An 18,297-nucleotide genomic window follows, 5' to 3' on the forward strand; every position below is an offset into this window, starting at 1 on the left:
GATCGTCACCCCTTGTAGACGAGGTTGGCGCTGCCGTGGCCGGTGACGGACCCGCTGGCCCCGCTGAGGAACACGGCGCGGTACGACTCGGTCACGGTCACCTCCAGGGACCCGCCGTCCTCGCTCACGCTCACCGTGCCGCTGACCCCCGCGTGGCTGAGGTAGGTCCGTGCCGCGGCGACGGCTGCATTGCGGTCGACGGTGATGCCCTCTCCGGCGATCGCCTTGCCCGCATCGACGGCCTGGCCGCCGGCTCGGGCTGCCTCGTGCGCGACGCCTTCGGCGTGGGTGAGCGCTCGCAGCCTGCCGGCGCCGTCGTAGACGAGCGCGGCCACGGCGAAGAGCGCCACGATGGTCACGAGGGCGAACACGCTCATCGCACCCCGGTCGTTGCGCAGGGCGCGACGGATCCGGCGGGTGAGGGCGAAGCGGGCGGGTGGCATGCGGTGGTCCTGTCAGCCGCGCTGGCGGTAGGAGTCGATTGACGAGGTAAAGCTGCTGGTCAGAGTCTTGGATCCGGGCAGTCCGGGCAATCCGATATCCGAGAGGTTCACCACGCAGGTCACGGTGGCGGTGGTCGTGGCGGGCTCACCGATCGGCGCGGCGAACCCGCCGGTGGAGACGGATATCGAGGTGGACGTGCACTGCAGTCCCTGCTGGCTGAGCACGCTGCGCGCCATTGCCGATCCGGCGGAGCTGGCGGCACCGCCGGTGCGTTCCAGCGAGGCTGCGCGCGCTGCGTTGCGGGCCGCGGTGTCGACGGCGTTGTCGGCGGATCCGATCCGGCCGAACGCGATGACCAGCAGCAGCACCAGAATGAGGACGGGGAAGAGGATGACCGCTTCCAGCGACAGCGCGCCGCGGTCGTCGCGGAGTCGTTCGGCGAGGGTCACCGTGCCTCCGTGATGCGCTCGGCGGCCGCGTCGGCGTGCTGGTCGATCTTGAGTTTCAGGCCGGGGATCATGGTGTCGACGTAGCCGGTGACGCGGATGGTCACCGTGGCTCCCTTGCTCCCGCTGACGGACGTGCCGGAGATGCTGCTGCCGGCCCTGGAGAGGAATTCCCGGGCCTCGGCGGTGCCGGTCCCTGCGGACGCTCCTCGTACTCGGGCGGACTCAACTCCCAGCTGCGCGGCGGACATCGCCACATTGCGTGCGTGCCACCACAGGCCGACGTGGACGACCAGCAGGATGATCAGCAGCACGACAGGGAAGACGATGAGCATTTCCAGGGACACGGCTCCGCGGTCCCGCACGTCGCGCTCGGCGAGCGCGCGGGACCAACGGCGCAGAGTCCGGCGAAGGCGGATCACTTGATCTCGTTGGCCTTCTCGTTGACCTTGGTGAGGATGACAGCGGCGGCGATCGCGGCGACGACGACGAGGCCCGCGACGATCATCATCGTCTCGATGGAGACGGAGCCTCGGTCGTCGCGGACGTTGCGCAGCCGCTCGATCCGGGCGCTGAAGAAGGTCTTCAGAAAGGTGAAGTTGGGGTCGTTGCCCATCGTGGATTTCCTTGTCTCTTTAGGGAGTTAGCTGGCCATGATCCGCGCGATCGCGGGATAGCCGATGTATACGGTCATGATCAGGACGAGCATCGCGACGGGCATCACCATTTTTTCGGAGGCCATGTTGGCCTGTGCCTTCGCTTTGGTTACCAGGGCGCCGGAGAGCGACTTGGCCTGCGCGCCGAGGGTGTCGCCGACGGCTGCGCCCTCCTCACCGGCGATCGCGATGATGTCGGCCGGCGCGCCGAGTTCGGGGACGTCGAGTTCGAGGGAGAGACGCTTGAGGCCCTCCCACGGGCTGATGCCTTCGAGCTCGGAGCGGGTGATGGTGTCCCGGATCTTCGCGAAGACCCAGCCCTCGCCGACTTCCGCGGCCCGTTTCAGGGCCTGGGTGGGGGCGGCGTCCGCGGCGCGTTCGAGCTGGACGAGGCGCAGGTAGGCCTTGACGGCGTACCGGAAGTCGTCCTTGGCTTCCACGGCCTGCTGCTTGAGCTGCAGGTCCGGCAGGAGCCAGAAGACGATCGCGAGGCCGAGGCCCGCTATCGCCGGGATCGCCACGGGGAAGGGGTAGCCGGCCAGGTTGGCCAGCCCCACCGCCAGCACGGGCAGCAGCAGCCCGTACAGCGCGAGGGCGATCTTGCGTCCCAGGTGCGCGGCGGGAGACCGGCCCACGAGTTCCAACTGCTGGCGGGGCAGGCGCAGGGTGCCTTCCCCAGCCGTCCGGAGCAGGAGGGCGCCGGCCTTCTCCATGAGGGAGTTGGGCTGGCTGTCGCGGTTGCGGTCGAGGTTCTCGAGCCGGGTGGCATCCATGCGGGACAGCACGTCGCCGAGGTCTGGCCGGCCGGGCAGGATGCCGCGGGCGGCGATGACCAGGCCGAGTCCGGTGACGGCGCCGCCGACGATGGCATAGGGGGAGAAGATCACGGCGCCTCCTTGGCGATCTGGCCGCCGGAGCGGTCGGCCGGCGACAGGAACCGGGGCGCTGGTTCGAGGATCGCCATGCGTCGCATCCAGATCTTGACCAGGACGAAGGCGACGGCGACGAAGGCCAGGACGAGGTGCCCGGCAACGGTGTCGTAGGGCTCGACGTAGGCGCCGGAGAACGCGGTGATTCCGAAGATCGCCAGGCAGAAGATGGTCACCCAGCGGTCGTTGGTGCGGGGCTTTTGCCGGTCGGCCTCGACCTCGCGCCGTGAGAGCACTTCATGCTGGAGGGCCTCGGCAAGTTCACGCAGCGCCTTGCTCAGCCCGCTGCCCCGGTCCTCGACGTGCAGGATCAGCAGGGCGGCGACCTCGTCGACCATCGCGTCGTTCAGCTCGTCGGCGAACGCGCGGTAGGCGTCCTGGGGCACCCATCCGGCCTGCTGGCGCGAGACGAGGAGGCGGACCTCCTCGCGGATGGCGCCCGGGACGGTCTCCAGGCTGCGCTGGATGGTGGCCTCCAGGCTGACGCCGACGGTGTGGATGTCCGACATGCGCCGCATCCACTCCTCGATCGCCTCCAGCTTGTCGATCTGTGCCTTGCCGGAACCGGAGGTGTTGAGCAGCCAGGGCAGGCCGATGACGACGGCGATGGTGACCAGGCCGCCCATCAGCCAGCCGGTGAACAGCCACACGCCAAGGCCCGCCACCGCAGAGCCGACCAGGCGTGTCTGGCCCCGGGCCCACCAGGAGGTGGGGGTTCGGGCGTCCTTGACGAAGACTGCCCGGATCTTGCGCTCCAGACGGCTGCGGCGGCGCACCGTCGTCGAGGGTGCCCAGCCGACGCCGCCGGCGACCGCCAGGGCGAGTCCGCCGACGGCGGCGAGACCGCCGAGCGCGGCGAGCAGGGATTCGAGGGTGAGCGTCACAGCGGCACCACCGTTTCCAGCGGCGCGCCCCAGCTGCCCCACGGCCGCTGCAGGACGGTGCGGTCCAGCCCGGCCCGGACGAGGTCTTCCAGGCAGCTCTGGGAGATGTTCCCGTGGGGCACGGCCCTGGGCTCGCGGCGCCCGTCCTGCTCGCGGGGAGCGAAGACCATCTGGTGGGAGGGGCGACCGCCCTCGCCGATGCCGGTGATCTCCATGACGTGGCTGACGAACCGGTGCTTGCGCCCCGGCCTGCCGTCGTGGCCGACGAGCTCGGTCTCGTCGACCAGCCGTACGTAGACGACGAAGTCGACGGCCTGGGCGATGAGCCGGTAGGCCAGGGCCTCGGTCATGCCGATCCCGGCCTCCAGGCACAGGGTGGCCAAGCGCTCGATCGACAGCTGGGGGCTGCGGGCGTGCAGGGTGGCCATCGAACCGCCCTCGCCCTCGTTCATCGCGTGCAGCATCGGTACGACCTCTTTGGAGCGGACCTCGCCGACGATCACGCGCCGCAGCGACATACGCAGGAGCTGCGGGAAGAGGTCGGACAGGGTCAGCTCGCCCTGGAGCTTGCCGTCCGGGCCGCGCTCACCGTTGGACTCGCGTCCTTCGTAGGCGACGACCTCCGGGCCCTCGGGGTCCTCGTGGAGATGGAGCTCGTACTCCGACTCCAGCGTGCCCACGCGCTCGGTGCTCGGGATCTCCCGGGCCATGGCGCGCAGCAGGGACGTTTTGCCCACGCCCTGGGAGCCGACCACGATGATGTTCTTGCGGCCCTTGACCGCGGCGGTCAGGAAGTGCGCGAGCGAGGCGTCGATGGTGCCCCAGCGCACCAGGTCGTTCAGGCCCTGGCCGCGGGTGCGGTGGCGCCGGATGACGATGCTCGGCCGCGGCGTGACGTATGCCGAGGCCGCCAGGCGCGATCCGTCGGCCAGCCGGAGGTTCAGGTTCGGCGTGGCCGGCGTCAGCGCCCTTTCGCCCTGCCCCTGCATGCGCGCCAGGTGGTTGATGAGGTTGATCAGGTCGCGGTCGGTCTTCGCGATCGGGTCCCAGGTGCGGGTCGGACGGTCGGCGTAGTCGACGCGCACCTTGTCGCCGTAGATGATGATGTTCTCGACGTTCGGGTCGTCCAGGAGAGGCTGGAGACGGCCGGCGCGGAACAGCTCGTCGAAGACCGCCTCGCGTACGGCACGCTCCTGCTGGGGCGTCAGGTCCGAGCCGCTGGCCGCGTACTTCGTCGCCCATTCCGAGACGACCTGCCTGATGATCGACTGTCCGCGCTGCCGGCGGTCCTGCTCGGTCATGGAGGCGTCGGCACCGGCGGCCTCGCCGATCTTCATGCTGGCCTGTGAACGCAGCTCGGCGAGAACCTCGTGACCGACCGGAAGCGCGGTCGGCGCCGCGGTGTCGGGGACCCGGACGAGGCCCTGGGGGATGCCGGCCGGAGAAACCTGCGCAGGGAAGGGTCGAAGAACCGGCGCGTCCTGCGTGGGGCTCTCCTGGAGCGCCTGGGCGAAGAGGGCGGTGTAGTCGGGGGCCGGGGTCTCCGGCCTGGTGTCGGTCATGATGCCCTCCCGGTGACCACCTGCATTCCTGCCGGCCGCAGCTGCACGCGCCGCCTGGTCACCAGCTCATTGATCGTTTGGTGGGCCGTGCGCGCGGACCGCAGAAGGGTGCGCGGCATCTTCTTGTAGGCCCCGTGCGTGAAGACGTCGGCGGTGTCGGGATCCCACGCGAGCATGCCGACGACCGGCGCCTGCAAGTGCTGCTGCACCTGGCTGGAGTTGAAGGACCCCTCTTCGATCAGCAGCAGCCCGAGCGCGTCGGAGCCCGTGCCGTGGTGGGCCAGTTCCTCCCTCAGGACCCGGATGGCGGGCGCGGCAGCCGCGATCGAGGCCTGGGTGGTGCGGACCACCATGAGGACGGCGTCGGCGCGGTGCAGCAGCGGCGTCGGGTAGCGGGTGGTGGACAGCCGGGTCTCGGACTCGGTGAGGATGCGGCCCGCATCGATGATCACGTCGTGGCCGGTCTGGTCCATCACGCCGAGCAGCCGGGAGATGGGGTCCCAGGTGCGGTTGAGGGATGCGGCCTGTGTGGGGTCGGTCAGTCCGGGCAGGAGCATGCGCTGGCCGGTGTTGTCGCGGTCCAGGCTGACGAAGTGATGGGAGAACTCCCGTGCGAGGGTGCCCTGTCGGTCCGCGGCCGCCAGGCGGTGCAGTCCGGTGGCTGCGCTGCCTTCTCCGCCCAGGTAGCCGGCCCGGATCGTGCCGCCGGCGGGGTCGGCCTCGACCAGCAGGGAGGGCTTCGGCGACGAGAGGGCGAGCGCGAGCGCCGAGCAGGTGACGCCGCTGGACTTTCCCGATACCAGTGCGATGACCGCCATCAGCTCGTCGCCTTCAGGACGATGGCCACGTCACCGCTCGCTGCCCAGGCGGCGAGTGACGTGCTGTTCACCTCGGGCGCGGCAACGTCGACGACCACGGCGCCGTTGGCGTCGGGCGCGCCGACGCGGGACACGACGGCAGGAAGACTGTCCGGGGTGGAGCCGGCCTTGCTGGAGGAGGCTGAGGCGCTGCCGTCCTGCGGGGTGTGGACGATGGTGACCGCATCACCGGTGCGCAGCTTCTGGATGGGCAACTGGCCGGGCTTGGCGAGGATGCCCACCACCGACTTGCCCTTGGTCACGCTGGATCCGTCGCTCACCGAGTCCTCGGTGACCAGCACGCCGGCCGGCAGGTCGGATACGGCCTGCTTGCCGATGATGTCGGAGGCGTGGGAAGCGGGCAGGGACCGCAGCTCGGTGCCGTGGGATATCTCGGTAGCCACCAGGTCCGACGCCTTGATGCTCTCGCCCGCCGCAATGGGGTGCCGGGTGGCAACGACCGAGATCTTGTCACCGGCTTCGTCGACCAGCCACACCGACACCAGGGCGCCCACGGCGGCGAGCGCCAGGCCGGCGCCGACCACCACCGGCCGTCGGCGCCGGCGTGGGGCGTCGTTGGTGATCGGCAGCAGCACAGGCGCGGAGCCCGGCTCGGAGGGTGCCGTCGGCTGCTTGGTTCGCGGCATTGTGATGGTCTTCCTTGCGCTAGTTGACAACCTGCAGCTCGCCGACGCGCGCTGTGGTGTTGGACGTACGGATCTCGTCGGGCAGCGTCCCGCTGGCACCGTTCGACGCCTGCCAGGTGACTTCCCAGGAGCTGGTCGCCGTGACGGTGAACTTCCCGCCCGGCTGGCCGGCGGAGACCTTGGTGTAGCGGTAGCCGCAGTCCGGCGAGGACTTGTCCCCGTAGGCCTTGGAGTACTTCGTGCCCGCGGTCGTGCACGTGACCGAGCCGCCGTCTCCCATGGAGTAGGTGATCTTGGTGACGCGCGCCGTGGCTGTCACCGACAGTCCCGGGACGGCGGCCGTCGCGCTGTTGGGACCCCAGGTGGTGTCGCTCTTGTTGTTCCACAGCCAGACGGGCATGCCGACGAGACCAGGGGCGTCCGGACCGGGCGAGCTGCCGATGTTCGCACCCAGCAGAGTCATCTTGTCCCGGGCCTGACGCGCCAGCACTTCGGGGTCGGGGAGGAGACCGGCGGGCGGTTCCGTCAGCCAGACGATGCCGCCGACGTCGTTGACGATGCAGTCCCTCATGTAGAAGGCGCCGGGACCCGTGGTGTCTGCCCCGTTCATGTCGGTGTGGCCCGGGCCGGACGGCGGCTGGGGATCCATGAGCTCGTAGAAGCAGCGGTCGGCCGGGTTGTACCCGGGCGCGCAGGGGATCTCGGTGTCGTCGACGAGCTTGCACATCCCGTTGCCGCTCCCGCCTCCGTCGCCCCCGCCGCTTCCTCCGCCGGTGCCGCCGCCTCCGCCTCCACCGGGCTTGCCGGGCGTTCCGACGTCGACGCACACGTCCACGTCGGAGCAGTGGCCGGCGCCGTTGCCCGCGTACGCGAGGCCGGCCGGCGTCAGGGCGGTCAGTACCGCAAGGAAGCCCACTGTGCGGGCAGAACGGATCAGCAGCCCTGTGTGCGATCGGCTGTGATCTTCGTGACGAACCATGTGTCGCCCTCCAGCGTGGCTTGGGACGTGACGGGGTACTTCAGGCGCTGCTCGGCGAGCTTGAGCTCCTTGCCGGAGTCCTTGTAGACGGGCTTCCAGCTGGTCGCGTCGAAGCAGTCGGTGACCGTTGCGGTCTTGCCCTTGGTGTTCACGGCGGTGACCTGAGGCTTCATCTCCGGACGGCCGGTGAACTTGATGCCCATCGACTCGTTGCGCAGGACCGACTTCTTGAGGTCGGTGGCGGCATCGCCCCTGGCGTACTTGGCCAGTTCCTCGGTGTGCAGATCTCCGTCCGCGGCCATCTTGATCTGGATCTCGCGCATGTTCGTGTACGCAGCGAGGACCTTGTCCTTCGCTGCCTGGTCCGGATCGTTGGACGGCGTCGAGGAGGCAGTGGCCGAGGGCGAGGAGGCCGTCTTCTTCTTGGGTGTGTCGGAGCCGCAGCCGGCCAGGGCGCCGGCTGCGACGGTGCACGTGAGGACGGCACCTGCGAGTCGCAGGACGTGGGTGCGGTGGTGGGTGGTCGAAGCCATCGGCAGATCCCCTTCAGGAGTCGGGTACGGGCGCTGACGCGCGCTCAGGGCGGACAAAACGCGGCGAGGTGAGTCCTCTACCGCGCTTCGCCGGCTCTGGAGATGCACGCCAGGCCAGGACCCGGCGAGCCTACGGCCACGGCGCAGGGCCAGTGCCTGGCTCCCAGCCGCGGCAGGGGCGTCGTGCCGTGGGTGAGCCACGGATGACGAGGTGCCAGCGTGTGAACAGGGCCGCTTCGCACCGAAGCCTGGATGGTCGACTCGGTCATCCACCCGGTTCCCGACCGGAGGTCGGCCGGTCGTAGCAGTGATGCGGACCCGGATGGCACGAGTCCAGTTCCTAGATGTCGCAACGCGATTTCCCCCTCGCGGTCACGGACGCCGCGTCTCCCACAACGTGATCAGTCCGAGCCTGATTCTGGCCAGAAAGATCAGGTGCAGCCAGGCCCCGTTTTTTCCGGTAGCAGCACTTCCGGTATATGCCTCTGGCGCGGGCGATTTGGAAACGCTGTGGCCAAGGACTTCACGGCTTGATCAGCAAGGCCGGCCCCGTGGCCCGCAGAGCATTCCGGGCAGCCTCCTGGTCGCCGCCGGTAATGGCGTTAAGTCGACGTTTTACGAACGGGGTGGAGGGGTGGTTCTTGCCATAAACCGACTGCAGCAGCGTCAGCAGGGCCGTTCCGGTCCGGACGGCGTCGTGCGCGTCGGTGACGGTGAGCCAGGAGGCCGCACCGTTGCGGGCCTGCCGCCGGATTTGGTGGTGTGTGGCATCCAGAAGGCGCTGCCAGGCCGCTGCGGTGTACACCGAGACATCGGTAGCCATGGCCGGGTATCCGGCGATCTGAGCGCAGAAGGCGACAAGCTCGAGGGCGTGAAGCGTGTAGTTGTGCAGGGGGCCGTGGCTCTCGGCGAGCTCGTCGCTGATGGTCCGGGCGGCCGCCAGGGCCTCTTCACGGCGGCCGGAGCGGAGGGTGTGGCGGAGGTCCTCGATGCGGTGGCCGAGGAACTCGGGGACGGCGGCGGGGACCGGCAAGACAATGGCTGCGCGGCTCATGAACTCTCCCTGGAGCGAGGCGGCTTCGAGCGGATGCCACCGCCGGGGGGCCGGCGGCGGCATCCGGAATCGAGTGCAGCAACGGCGTGCTGCTCGACCGCGCACGTCAACGGGCGTGGGAGGGCCCTCGGTGCCTGAGCGGCGCTCCCCCGTGCTTACACGGCGCGCCGACGTCGGTAGTTGACTGCTTGGGCGAGCTCGGGGGCAAGCCCCCGAGCTACGCGGGCGGTTCCTATTTCAATGATCGGAACGGAGTGGGCCGCGCTGTTTCACCAGCCGGAATTCGCGCCGTGGACGGCTGCCAGGCGAAGAGTTCAAGGTGCGAGAGGGCCGGTCGACGAGCGGTCCCAGGCAATGCGTGCCGCGTGGTCCATCAGCTTCAGCAGGTCCGGGGCGGTGGTGTCCTGGTCGAGGTGGCGGTATTCCGTGCTGAGGGTGATGGCGAGCCGCTCGGGCAGGCCGAGGCCGGAGTAACGGTCTTCCTTGATCAGGATGCGTGCGGCATCGACGGCCGTCCGGCCCTGGCCGTGCATCACATACGCCTGGTCCGCGAGGTCGTCGAGGTAGGAGATGTAGCCGCGCAGGTCGTCGGGGGTCATGAGCGGTCCGTGGCCGGGGACGATCCACTCGGGGTCGAGGTCCAGGATCCGTGCGCAGGCGGCGGCGACGCGCTCCAGTGGGCCGGCCCAGTGGGAGGGGTGGTCTCCCGCGAAGACGATGTCGCCCGCGAAGACAACGCGCTGCTCGGGCAGATGGATGATGAGGTCGCCGACGGTGTGGGCCGGGCCGACTTCGAGTAGCTCCGCGGCAATCTCGCCGACTTCGAGGTCGTGGCGTCCGGTGAACGTCGTGGTCGGCGGGAGAACCTCAATGCCCGCGAAGTCGAACTTGCCGAAATGCTCCCGGAAGTACCAGCCGAGGGGCTGGCCGGGGTCGGTGTCATGGATGAGGGCCTGCAGCTGTTCCGGTCTCGGCTCCAGGCACTGGTGCTCGAGGGCGGCGTGGGTGGCGTAGACGTCAGCGCCGGGAAGCTGCTGAAGGCCCCAGGTGTGGTCGCCGTTGGCGTGGGTGACGGCGACCCGGTCCAGCGAGACGTCCGGGCCCGCGGCTGAGCGGACCGCAGTGAGGAAGGCGTCGGTCAGGGCGGGTGTGTAGGGCGTGTCGATGACGAGGGCCTGGCCCTTGGAGACGACGAGACCGCAGTTGGCCAGGCCCCATGTTGCCTCGTGGCCGGGCTGCCAGGCGAAGACGCCGGGCGCGATCTGCTTCAGGTCAGTGGATGCCATGGGCATGCATTGTGCGTGCCGCGGCCGCCCGGAGGAAATCTCTCCGCCGAAGCGGCCGCGCGGCAGCGTCAGATGTGGGGCACAAATGGCAGGAGGAAGAACCGGGCGCCCGGGCTGCCGAACGGCTGGGCGGCGCACATGGTGACGGTGCCCAGCTGGGACGGCGCATGCCGGTCGCAGCACCGGGTGCGGTGGTCCTCGGTGCCGCGCGGGGTCACGTAGCCGGCGTGCCGCATCGGCCGCGCGTCACCGTCCGGGTGGATGTACGCGAGGCTGTGGTCTCGGTAGATCGGCCCCGCCACCGGGTCGTCGTTGACCTCCTTGTCGAGCTGCCGGAGATCCGCGTTGTCGGGGTGCGCGGCGACCGCCGTGCGCAGCTGGGCTGCGACCTGCGGCGCCCAGCGCGTGTCCCAGTCGACCAGGTGGTGCTCGCGCGCGTCCTCGCGCAGCAGCATCCACCGGATCAGGTTGCGTTCAGGCAGCTCGGGGGATCTTCCCTCAGGCTGGGGGAACATGAGCTTGAAGTCGTCGTTGGCGGCCAGCACGTTCCAGGCCACGTCGTTGATGTAACAGGGTTGCCCCGACACGCCGTTGACAGCCACCTGCCACGCCGGATCCACGTTCGTCCCAGCCATCGGGTCCATGGGGAACGGCGGCTCGTAGCCGATCGCGTAGACGTAGAGCGCGGTCCGCTCGCGCTCTTCCATGTTGAGCACCTTGGCCACGTTCTCGAGGAACTCGGTGCTCGGCTGGGACGTGTTCCCTCGCTCGAACTCGGCGTAGGTCTTCTCCGTGACGAACAGCGCCTGGGCAACCTGCGCCTGAGACAGCCCGCGGGAGCGCCGGCCCCGGCCAGTGCGCTTGGGCCAGCCGAGCTCGACCGGGTCTATCTCTCCGCGCTTCCATTGCAGCAGCTGCTGCAACGCCTCCTTCTGATTCAACTTTGCACCCTTCCCCGTGTTGCCGTCCCCGTGTCGACCCCGCGATATACCGGAAGCGCTCGCTCCTGAAATTCGAGGACCGGAAAATTCAGAGCCTGGTGAGCGGGATCTTGGCCGGGAAGAATCGCGCACTGGATCGAATCCGCGTTGTGGGAGACGCGAAGGTCCTCGACAACCGCGAGGGGGAGTTCGCGTTGCTGCATCCCGTTGCCACCCCGTCCGACCGCACGGGCGGTGCCGTGGCACGCACCATGGCGGTGCTCGGCGCGCTGATCCGTCTCGGACCGGGTGAACACCCTCTGGCTTCGGTCGCCGAGTCCGCGGGGCTTCCCGCGCCGACCGCTCACCGGTATCTGCAGGCCTTGATGCGGGAGGGCGCCGTCGAACAGCGCGGGCCGCGTGCTCGCTACGCGCTGACTGACGCGCTGCACGGTCCCCCCTCATCGACACCCGCCCAGCCCCTCCAGGCCGGCCCGCCCTCTCCCGCGGTGAGGGCAGAGATCGTCACACTACAGTCGAGAACTGGTCAGGCCGCATTTGTTTACCGACCGCATCTGATCGGCACTCCGATGAGAATCTGCGCGGAACGGGCATACGGGTCACACGCTGACGAGATCCTTACATCGCCTCAGATCGCTTTCCGATCTCTTGAATCAGCACCTCTGGAGGCCGACGCGGCCGGACTGGCGATCCTCGCCTGCCTCGGCTCCGTCAGCGACCACAAGATCGACATCGCCCACGTCCGTGAGGAAGGTCACGCCATCGGGCCGTCCCCGCTCCAGGGGCGCACCATGATCGCCGCGCCAATCTGGTACGGCTCGGCCGTCGCCGGCTCGGTCGCACTGCTGGCCAAGGACGCGCCCATGCGACGCGCCGCCACCCGCGCCCGGTACGTAACTGCCGTGATGGACACCGCCGCGGCGATGAGCGGACACCTCACCCGTTCCGGCACGCGCCGGGCCAGCTGATTGACTGCAAACCCCCACGAGCACCCAGAAAGGCGCCACCCCGTGTCCCGTTCAGTCCTGATCACCGGCGGCAACCGCGGCATAGGCCTCGCCATCGCCCGTCACCTCGCCGAGGCCGGCGACCGCGTCGCCATCACCTACCGTTCGGGCGAACCCCCCGAGGGCCTGCTCGCCGTCCGCTGCGACATCACCGACACCGCCCAGGTCGACGCCGCGTTCAAGGAGGTCGAGGAGCAACACGGCCCCGTCGAGGTCCTCGTCGCGAACGCCGGCATCACCAAGGACCAGCTCCTGATGCGCATGAGCGAGGACGACTTCACCTCCGTCCTCGACACCAACCTCACCGGCGCCTTCCGCGTCACCAAACGCGCCTCGCGCGGCATGCTGCGCGCGAAGAAAGGCCGCGTGGTGTACATCTCCTCCGCCGTCGCCCTGCGCGGCGAGAGCGGCCAGGCCAACTACGCCGCCTCCAAGGCCGGCCTCGTCGGCTTCGCCCGCTCCATGGCCCGCGAACTCGGCTCCCGCGGCATCACGTTCAACGTGGTCGCCCCCGGCCTCACCGAGACGTCCATGAGCGAGGCGCTGAGCGACGAGCAGCTCGAGAACCTCAAGACCCAGATCCCCCTCGGCCGCCTCGCCCGCCCCGAGGAGATCGCCGCCACCGTCGCCTTCCTCGCCTCCGAGCAGGCCGCCTACATCACCGGCGCCGTGGTGCCCGTCGACGGCGGCGCCGGCATGGGCCACTGACCACCGTGACCGCCCACCACGCTGGAGTCCGATGAGCACATGATCTGACAGTGGGCAGTCCCCCGTGGGCTGCCCCGCGGCAGCAAGACCTTGGTGTGTCCAGCACCTCGGCCCGCCCGCCGCATCTCTGCCACCACCCGGCGAGTGTCCAGCCCGCCTGGTGAAGAACCCGGTCCGCAGACCGGGCAACACCGCCCCTGCCAGGGCGGATCACTTGGTTCCGGAAGAACCGGCCCCACCGAAGAGGGGCTCACGCATGCCCGAAAGGAGGGCGTGCCCTGCCCATGATGCAGCATGCCCGCGCGCCGGTCCACGCCGCCGCCGCTCCACCGCGCCTTCCGCGCGGACAACACCGAATATCCACAAACAACCGATACATCCCGGTCCGCGACCATGCCGACCAGGAGATCGGCACCACCGCGTCCCGCCGCACCCGGCGCGGCGACTTTCTGCGCGCCGCCACCTGGGCCATCACCCAGCGCCTGCACCCCAAGGCCGGCAACACCACACTGCGCGTCGCCCGCGACCTCGCCGCCCGCCTGAACGCCGACGGGCACGTCGCCTACTGCCGCGACACAACGTACAAGCGCCTCGGCATCAGCCGGCGCACCCTGGAGCGGCACATCGCCGTCCTGCGCGAACTCGGCCTCCTCGTCTGGGCCGTCCACGGAAGCCGGACCAACACCCGACCCGCCGGAAGCGGCGAATGGGCCGGCACCGCCACCATCTACGCCGCCGTCGTCCCCCGCGCCTGGGACGACGCCCTCGGCCACCGCGTGCGCGGCCACGGCTACCACGCCCGGCACGTCGGATTCACCGAACACGGACGCCAGTTGGCCATCACCGAAGCCCGCCGCCGCACCCGTCCCTCCCGGCGCCGTGACACCCCTTCCTGTAAGACCAACCACCCACGTCCTACAGCTGAGATGAGAGGGAAGAAGAACAACACCAGCGCGCCCCACGGCGCGAGGCCGCGGCCCCGCCGCCGACACGAAGTACCCGAGCCCTACCGAGCCAGCCCCAGCCAGGCCGCACACGCCGTCTCCGTCGCCGCCTGGATACGCCCCCGGGTGCCATGGACCCAGGGAGAGGGACTGCGCCGCCTCGCCTTCGCCCTGCGGCCCTGGATCGCTACCGGCCTCTCCGCCGCCGACCTCGCCGCCGACCTCTCGGTCTGGCGCGTGCCCCGGCGGCCAGCCTCCCCAGCCAGCATGATCATGGCCCGCTGGAGCGAGACCACCGGCCACGACGAGCCCGCTGCCGACCCCTGCCGCGGCGAGGACACGCCTTGCGGGGTCCCGCCCAACGCGGCCTTCCGGGAGGCCATGGACGCAGTCCGCGCCCGCCTCACCAGGCTGTCGCCGCCCGTCGAACCGGAGCCCGAACCGCCCGGCTTCGTCATCCGCGACCGAATTCTCGCCTCGCTCGCCGAGGCGGACCGGGCCCGCCGCACGCGCACCGCCGAGCAGTGCCTCACCTTCGCCGAGTGGGAGGCCGTCTGCGACGCCAGGGAACGAGCCCCCTGGTGACCCCGCGCCGACCCAGGCCACGCACGTACGGCACGCACCAGGCCACGGCGCCGACGAGGAACCCGACCGCGAAGCTCTCGAACAGGAACACGGCGCCCCCTGCCCGTTCAGGACCCCGCCACCTGGGCGGCATCGGGCACGGACTCCTCTACGGTCTCCCCCTGCGCCGCGCCCTCGGCGCCGCGCCGGCGCGCGCGGAAGACTGCCCGCACCGACCGGAACAGGGCACGAACCAGCCGCCACAGACCGATCGCGCCGCAGCCGACCGCCGCGCCGCTGGCGCCCAGACGCGCAAAGGTCTCCAGCCAGCCGGGCCAATGCAGGTAGCCCAGCGTCAGCGACGTGCCGATCAGGCTCAGGCTGAGCACCATCAGGACGCTGCTGTGACCGATCACCCCCCAGGTACGCCTCAGTTCTGCGTAGGCCTCCGGGTTCGCCTCCCGCCACGGGACGCGCCGGTCGGTCCGCTCGTACTCACTCATCGCTCTCTCCGCTCCTTGCAGACTGAGTTCGGTCGTCGTGAGCCCCGCCCAGGACCTCCCGGGCATGGAGCAGTCCCTCTCCCAGCTCCTCCAGTTCCAGCCGTGCGTCGTCCAGCAGTTGCCGGGGCAGCAGCCCTTCGGGCAGCGCGGGTCTGACTGGCACTACGGCCACGCGGTCGTCGCGGATCGCCGACTCCACCGCTTCCTCCCGCCGTCCGACCTCGACGGCCTGGTCGACCAGGAGCGCGAGCGACTGCGCGTATCCGAGGAGAAGGTCGCGGGCTTCCACGTTGTCCGCCGCCAGCGGCACGAGACCGGCCGCGTCCCACACCAGCCGCGGCAACACCGCCGCCGCGCGCGCCAGCTCGTAGCGCCCGCTGCGCTCGGCGAGCATGCGCAGGCGCTGCTCGTCGGCCAGCAGCCGGTAGAAGACCGCCGCGTACGCCTTGCTCGTTTCGACGACGCGCACGCGGCGCCGGGTGCAGCGCTGGACGGCCGCGGGCAGACCGGCGGCCGCGGCCATGCCGGCCGCGCCAGCCGCCAGCCGCCAGGAGACCGGTGGCCGCCGGCAGCAGGGAGGTCGCCGGACCCAGAGCGGCGAAGGCAGTCACGGTGAACAGCGCGGTCCGGCCGACCGGGAGGGGGCGGGGAAGCTCGAGGCCTCCCAGCGTCCAGATGTACTGGGGCGGGCGGCGTCCCCATACGCTCCGGCACACCCAACGCCCCAGCCGGTGCTGCTCCGGGTCGAAGAAGCCCGCCTCGCGCAGCACACCCGAGGGGTGCGGCCCGAAGATGTCCCAGCGCAGCCACCCATCCCGGGTCCGCTCCCGTATCAGCAGCAGCGCCTCCATGGTGCCCCGAGCAGCGGCGGGGGTCGAGGCCCGGATGGCCAGCTCGGCACGCACGGAGTGATGGAGCCGGGCGGCTTCCTGGACGGCGCGGGTCCACCGATCCCGGTCTGCATCGAAGGGCTGAGGCTGTGCGGCGGCCGGCCTCATCGCTGGCCCGCCGCGGCCGGGGCGTGAGCGGGTGCCGCGTTTGCGGTGGAGCCGGGGACGGTGAGCGGGCCGCAGGCGGAGGCGGCGGGCGCACCGGCGAGCACGAGGCCGGCGGCCAGGAGGCGAGGGGCCATGCGAGAGGGTCCTGTTCGGGTCGGAGAAGGCACCGTTCACCTGCTACAGGTGCGGCCGAGGCCGCCGGTGTGACACTCCGCCCGAACTTTTTGTGGGCTCCTTCAGCCGAGCGTGCCCTCGAAGGTGACCTTGGAGCCGCCCGCGTCGATGGCCTCGACCGTCACCGGGCCGCCGACGGCTGTCTCCGGGACGCGGAAGGAGACGGTCTGTGTGGCGGTGCGGTACGGGGCGATCGCGGCGTCGCGGTACCCGTACACCGGACGGACGGTGGCGGCCAGGTGCAGCTCCTGGCCGGTCAGGATCCGCAGGGTGGTGCCCAGGCCGGACATCGGGTCGCCGGAGCGGTTGACCACGCTCAGCTCCAGGCTCCCGGTGCGCGAGGCACCTTCGCCGCTCACCGTCACCTTGCCCACGCGCACCTGGCCGTTCCACTGCCCCAGCGGCGTGACCGACTGCCCGGCCGGCGCGCCCTGCGGCGCCTGCGGGTCCGGGGAGGCGGCGGTACCGCCTGGCAAGGTGCCTTCGAAGAACAGCAGTTCAGGCTCGGCCAGCCCTTCCTCGGTCGCCTCCACGGTCACCGTGACCGGCAGGCCCTGGGCCTGGTCGGGAAGCACCAGCTTCACATCCCTGTCGACGGAGCCGTTGGGGCGCACCTGCTGCGGCTCGTCCGTGGAAGAGGACGCGCTGCTGTCGGTGGCCTCGGCAGCGGTGCGGCCGAGAGCTCCGTAGCGGGCGGTGACGGCGGTCTGCGGCGCGGTCGCGACCTGGGCGCGCTGGTTGGCCACGGTCACCCGCGCCGTGTACGCGCTTGAGCCGGCCGGCACACCGGGCACGGCCCCGGCCGGCTGCCGCTCGAAGCCCTGCAGCGTCACCGTCCACGCCCCGTCGCCGACCGGCAGCGGCGTTCCGGGCTTCACGATGCCGTCCGGCAGCACTGTGGAGGGCGAGGGCCGTGCCGCGGGGGTGCTGCTCGTCGTCTGTCCGTCGGCCTTGGGCTTGCTGTCGGAGTCGGCGCAGCCGGAGATCAGGACCGTGCCGGCCAGGATCACGGTCGGAAGGACGTGGCGCAGGCGCGCGGGCATGGTTCCCCCTTGTCAGGTACCGGATCTCGGTCGAGGGGGATCATGCCAAAACGCGTCCGGCCGGGGCCGGACGCGCTGGTGAAGGGTGTTGTTTTCCGGCCGCCCGCTCTCTGCGGAGAGCGGAAGGTCACAGGGTGATGGGGATGGGGACCAGGAAGTACTCGGTGTCGCCTACACGGACGCGCAGCGGGTGCCCGGGCGGGAGGGTGAACAGCCGATGATGCACGGTCGCCGGGGAGTTGCGCTCGGACAGCGCGGGCTCCAGTGCGGTACGGACGGCGGCGCGGGAGGTGTCGGACAGCGGGTTGCGCTCGGCGATCTCCGCGCAGTGGTCGAGCTGGGCGTCGGTCAGGTCGGGACCGAGGCCCTGACGGAGGGCCTCGACGGCGACGGCCGGGGCCAGGACCGCCCGGTTGTGGTCGCGGCAGATGTGGCCGGGCGTGCCATGGGGCTGGAAATGCCGGGCGGTACCGATGGAAGTCATGGGGATTCCTTGGGGAAGAGATTGTGGCTGTGCTCGCGGGTCGTCAGGTCAGGGCGGGCGTCGGGGGCATCGGGGACTTCCGCTCTCACCTGGAGCGGGCGGCGGTCTGTGCCGACGACGAAGAAGAGGAGTGACGGGAGCCCGCGCACCCCGGGGCTACGCGTAGTAGCTCGCCATGATCCACTCGGGCTTGCTGGCGCGGGTCCGTAGTTCCAGCACGGACAACGCCCGCTTCAGGGCCTCGTCGTGCTGGGATGCGGCGCTCATCGCCGTGGGGTCGAGCGTGAGGGGCCCGCTTTTGGGCTGGTGGACGACGGCCGCCAGGATGTGTCCGTCTTCTTCCCACCCGATCGAGTACGTCCGAAGGAGCAGCGATCCCAGGCCGTTCGCGGCCAGTCGCTCCTCCGCGGCGGCAGCGAAGTAGTCGGGGTGGTTCTCCTCGCGCATGTCCTCTGTCTCCCACGGCACGCGCGGCATCAGAAAGGATGAGCCGTCGACGTCGTCGGTGTACCGGACAAGCTCGTTCGTCAGGCCCTCCCAGTTGTCGGCCGGGCCTCCCAGGCGGTACCCGTACATCAGGGCTTCGTGATTCTCGATGGCGCCCATGGCGTTCTCCTCGGTTCGTGCCAGTGGTGGTTGGCCGGCGCTCTCGGG

Annotated in this window: 23 protein-coding genes; 3 read left to right on the forward strand and 20 right to left on the reverse strand. The window is 70.4% G+C overall.

What is annotated here, in order from left to right; genetic code table 11:
• Positions 1 to 5: 5 nt before the first annotated feature.
• From ACIGO6_RS32170 to ACIGO6_RS32235, 14 genes are all read right to left on the reverse strand, one after another.
• Complete coding sequence (locus ACIGO6_RS32170) at positions 6 to 443, reverse strand: TadE/TadG family type IV pilus assembly protein (protein WP_399882482.1); 438 nt, start codon at positions 441 to 443, stop codon at positions 6 to 8.
• Positions 444 to 455: 12 nt separating this feature from the next.
• Positions 456 to 893 (reverse strand): TadE/TadG family type IV pilus assembly protein, encoded by a 438-nt coding sequence (locus ACIGO6_RS32175; protein WP_388071532.1) that lies wholly within the window; start codon positions 891 to 893, stop codon positions 456 to 458.
• Positions 890 to 1,312, reverse strand: a complete 423-nt coding sequence (locus ACIGO6_RS32180) for a TadE/TadG family type IV pilus assembly protein (RefSeq protein ID WP_024126722.1) — start codon at positions 1,310 to 1,312, stop codon at positions 890 to 892. Before ACIGO6_RS32180 ends, ACIGO6_RS32175 begins: the two co-directional genes overlap by 4 nt.
• Positions 1,309 to 1,506 carry a hypothetical protein gene (locus ACIGO6_RS32185; protein ID WP_024126721.1) on the reverse strand — a complete coding sequence of 66 codons (198 nt, stop codon included), beginning with the start codon at positions 1,504 to 1,506 and terminating at the stop codon, positions 1,309 to 1,311. The genes ACIGO6_RS32180 and ACIGO6_RS32185 overlap by 4 nt, the downstream gene beginning before the upstream one ends.
• Positions 1,507 to 1,533: 27 nt before the next feature.
• Positions 1,534 to 2,433, reverse strand: a complete 900-nt coding sequence (locus ACIGO6_RS32190; protein ID WP_024126720.1) for a type II secretion system F family protein — start codon at positions 2,431 to 2,433, stop codon at positions 1,534 to 1,536.
• Positions 2,430 to 3,359 carry a type II secretion system F family protein gene (locus tag ACIGO6_RS32195; protein WP_024126719.1) on the reverse strand — a complete coding sequence of 310 codons (930 nt, stop codon included), beginning with the start codon at positions 3,357 to 3,359 and terminating at the stop codon, positions 2,430 to 2,432. Before ACIGO6_RS32195 ends, ACIGO6_RS32190 begins: the two co-directional genes overlap by 4 nt.
• Entirely contained in the window at positions 3,356 to 4,921 is a 1,566-nt protein-coding gene (locus tag ACIGO6_RS32200; RefSeq protein ID WP_024126718.1) for a CpaF family protein, read from the reverse strand. The genes ACIGO6_RS32195 and ACIGO6_RS32200 overlap by 4 nt, the downstream gene beginning before the upstream one ends.
• Positions 4,918 to 5,739, reverse strand: a complete 822-nt coding sequence (locus ACIGO6_RS32205; protein ID WP_024126717.1) for a hypothetical protein — start codon at positions 5,737 to 5,739, stop codon at positions 4,918 to 4,920. The genes ACIGO6_RS32200 and ACIGO6_RS32205 overlap by 4 nt, the downstream gene beginning before the upstream one ends.
• Positions 5,739 to 6,425, reverse strand: coding sequence for a flagella basal body P-ring formation protein FlgA (locus ACIGO6_RS32210; protein ID WP_399882486.1), 687 nt, complete (start codon positions 6,423 to 6,425; stop codon positions 5,739 to 5,741). The genes ACIGO6_RS32205 and ACIGO6_RS32210 overlap by 1 nt, the downstream gene beginning before the upstream one ends.
• Positions 6,426 to 6,444: 19 nt before the next feature.
• Positions 6,445 to 7,341, reverse strand: coding sequence for an ATP/GTP-binding protein (locus ACIGO6_RS32215; protein WP_399882488.1), 897 nt, complete (start codon positions 7,339 to 7,341; stop codon positions 6,445 to 6,447).
• 17 nt (positions 7,342 to 7,358) lie between these two features.
• Entirely contained in the window at positions 7,359 to 7,937 is a 579-nt protein-coding gene (locus ACIGO6_RS32220) for a hypothetical protein (RefSeq protein ID WP_031062083.1), read from the reverse strand.
• A 523-nt stretch (positions 7,938 to 8,460) separates the two neighbouring features.
• Entirely contained in the window at positions 8,461 to 8,991 is a 531-nt protein-coding gene (locus tag ACIGO6_RS32225) for a hypothetical protein (RefSeq protein WP_399882490.1), read from the reverse strand.
• Between the two features lie 314 nt (positions 8,992 to 9,305).
• Positions 9,306 to 10,277 (reverse strand): MBL fold metallo-hydrolase, encoded by a 972-nt coding sequence (locus tag ACIGO6_RS32230; RefSeq protein ID WP_399882492.1) that lies wholly within the window; start codon positions 10,275 to 10,277, stop codon positions 9,306 to 9,308.
• A gap of 68 nt (positions 10,278 to 10,345) precedes the next feature.
• Positions 10,346 to 11,218, reverse strand: a complete 873-nt coding sequence (locus ACIGO6_RS32235) for a helix-turn-helix transcriptional regulator (protein ID WP_399882494.1) — start codon at positions 11,216 to 11,218, stop codon at positions 10,346 to 10,348.
• A gap of 98 nt (positions 11,219 to 11,316) precedes the next feature.
• Here ACIGO6_RS32235 and ACIGO6_RS32240 point away from each other — a divergent pair, with 98 nt between their 5' ends.
• The 3 genes from ACIGO6_RS32240 (at position 11,317) to ACIGO6_RS32250 (ending at position 14,462) form a co-directional block, all read left to right on the forward strand.
• Complete coding sequence (locus ACIGO6_RS32240) at positions 11,317 to 12,186, forward strand: helix-turn-helix domain-containing protein (protein ID WP_399882496.1); 870 nt, start codon at positions 11,317 to 11,319, stop codon at positions 12,184 to 12,186.
• Positions 12,187 to 12,228: 42 nt separating this feature from the next.
• Positions 12,229 to 12,933 carry a beta-ketoacyl-ACP reductase gene (locus ACIGO6_RS32245; protein WP_024126708.1) on the forward strand — a complete coding sequence of 235 codons (705 nt, stop codon included), beginning with the start codon at positions 12,229 to 12,231 and terminating at the stop codon, positions 12,931 to 12,933.
• A 284-nt stretch (positions 12,934 to 13,217) separates the two neighbouring features.
• Positions 13,218 to 14,462 (forward strand): hypothetical protein, encoded by a 1,245-nt coding sequence (locus tag ACIGO6_RS32250; protein ID WP_399882499.1) that lies wholly within the window; start codon positions 13,218 to 13,220, stop codon positions 14,460 to 14,462.
• Positions 14,463 to 14,569: 107 nt separating this feature from the next.
• Here the strand turns inward: ACIGO6_RS32250 and ACIGO6_RS32255 are convergent, their stop codons facing one another.
• The 6 genes from ACIGO6_RS32255 to ACIGO6_RS32280 form a co-directional block, all read right to left on the reverse strand.
• The gene (locus tag ACIGO6_RS32255) at positions 14,570 to 14,944 is read right to left on the reverse strand and encodes a hypothetical protein (RefSeq protein WP_399882501.1); all 375 of its coding nucleotides are present in this window, start codon (positions 14,942 to 14,944) and stop codon (positions 14,570 to 14,572) included.
• The gene (locus ACIGO6_RS32260; RefSeq protein WP_399882503.1) at positions 14,937 to 15,467 is read right to left on the reverse strand and encodes a hypothetical protein; all 531 of its coding nucleotides are present in this window, start codon (positions 15,465 to 15,467) and stop codon (positions 14,937 to 14,939) included. The genes ACIGO6_RS32255 and ACIGO6_RS32260 overlap by 8 nt, the downstream gene beginning before the upstream one ends.
• Positions 15,468 to 15,938: 471 nt before the next feature.
• A complete protein-coding gene (locus tag ACIGO6_RS32265; protein WP_234315795.1) occupies positions 15,939 to 16,076 on the reverse strand; it encodes a hypothetical protein in 138 nt (45 codons plus the stop codon).
• 102 nt (positions 16,077 to 16,178) lie between these two features.
• Positions 16,179 to 17,159, reverse strand: coding sequence for a hypothetical protein (locus ACIGO6_RS32270; protein WP_399882505.1), 981 nt, complete (start codon positions 17,157 to 17,159; stop codon positions 16,179 to 16,181).
• 127 nt (positions 17,160 to 17,286) lie between these two features.
• Complete coding sequence (locus ACIGO6_RS32275) at positions 17,287 to 17,643, reverse strand: hypothetical protein (protein WP_024126702.1); 357 nt, start codon at positions 17,641 to 17,643, stop codon at positions 17,287 to 17,289.
• A 156-nt stretch (positions 17,644 to 17,799) separates the two neighbouring features.
• A complete protein-coding gene (locus tag ACIGO6_RS32280) occupies positions 17,800 to 18,249 on the reverse strand; it encodes a hypothetical protein (RefSeq protein WP_062192848.1) in 450 nt (149 codons plus the stop codon).
• Positions 18,250 to 18,297 lie beyond the last annotated feature (48 nt).

This window comes from Streptomyces sp. NPDC053750 (assembly GCF_044544295.1).
Taxonomy (GTDB): Bacteria; Actinomycetota; Actinomycetes; order Streptomycetales; family Streptomycetaceae; genus Streptomyces.

Excerpts from the sequence above, each read along its gene's own strand:
- ACIGO6_RS32185 (WP_024126721.1), bottom strand. The coding sequence starts at position 1,506 with ATGGGCAACGACCCCAACTTCACCTTTCTGAAGACCTTCTTCAGCGCC.
- ACIGO6_RS32170 (WP_399882482.1), bottom strand. The coding sequence starts at position 443 with ATGCCACCCGCCCGCTTCGCCCTCACCCGCCGGATCCGTCGCGCCCTG.
- ACIGO6_RS32275 (WP_024126702.1), bottom strand. The coding sequence starts at position 17,643 with ATGACTTCCATCGGTACCGCCCGGCATTTCCAGCCCCATGGCACGCCC.
- ACIGO6_RS32220 (WP_031062083.1), bottom strand. The coding sequence starts at position 7,937 with ATGGCTTCGACCACCCACCACCGCACCCACGTCCTGCGACTCGCAGGT.
- ACIGO6_RS32250 (WP_399882499.1), top strand. The coding sequence starts at position 13,218 with ATGATGCAGCATGCCCGCGCGCCGGTCCACGCCGCCGCCGCTCCACCG.
- ACIGO6_RS32265 (WP_234315795.1), bottom strand. The coding sequence starts at position 16,076 with ATGGCCCCTCGCCTCCTGGCCGCCGGCCTCGTGCTCGCCGGTGCGCCC.
- ACIGO6_RS32230 (WP_399882492.1), bottom strand. The coding sequence starts at position 10,277 with ATGGCATCCACTGACCTGAAGCAGATCGCGCCCGGCGTCTTCGCCTGG.
- ACIGO6_RS32280 (WP_062192848.1), bottom strand. The coding sequence starts at position 18,249 with ATGGGCGCCATCGAGAATCACGAAGCCCTGATGTACGGGTACCGCCTG.
- ACIGO6_RS32200 (WP_024126718.1), bottom strand. The coding sequence starts at position 4,921 with ATGACCGACACCAGGCCGGAGACCCCGGCCCCCGACTACACCGCCCTC.
- ACIGO6_RS32260 (WP_399882503.1), bottom strand. The coding sequence starts at position 15,467 with ATGGCCGCGGCCGCCGGTCTGCCCGCGGCCGTCCAGCGCTGCACCCGG.
- ACIGO6_RS32205 (WP_024126717.1), bottom strand. The coding sequence starts at position 5,739 with ATGGCGGTCATCGCACTGGTATCGGGAAAGTCCAGCGGCGTCACCTGC.
- ACIGO6_RS32225 (WP_399882490.1), bottom strand. The coding sequence starts at position 8,991 with ATGAGCCGCGCAGCCATTGTCTTGCCGGTCCCCGCCGCCGTCCCCGAG.
- ACIGO6_RS32270 (WP_399882505.1), bottom strand. The coding sequence starts at position 17,159 with ATGCCCGCGCGCCTGCGCCACGTCCTTCCGACCGTGATCCTGGCCGGC.
- ACIGO6_RS32255 (WP_399882501.1), bottom strand. The coding sequence starts at position 14,944 with ATGAGTGAGTACGAGCGGACCGACCGGCGCGTCCCGTGGCGGGAGGCG.
- ACIGO6_RS32210 (WP_399882486.1), bottom strand. The coding sequence starts at position 6,425 with ATGCCGCGAACCAAGCAGCCGACGGCACCCTCCGAGCCGGGCTCCGCG.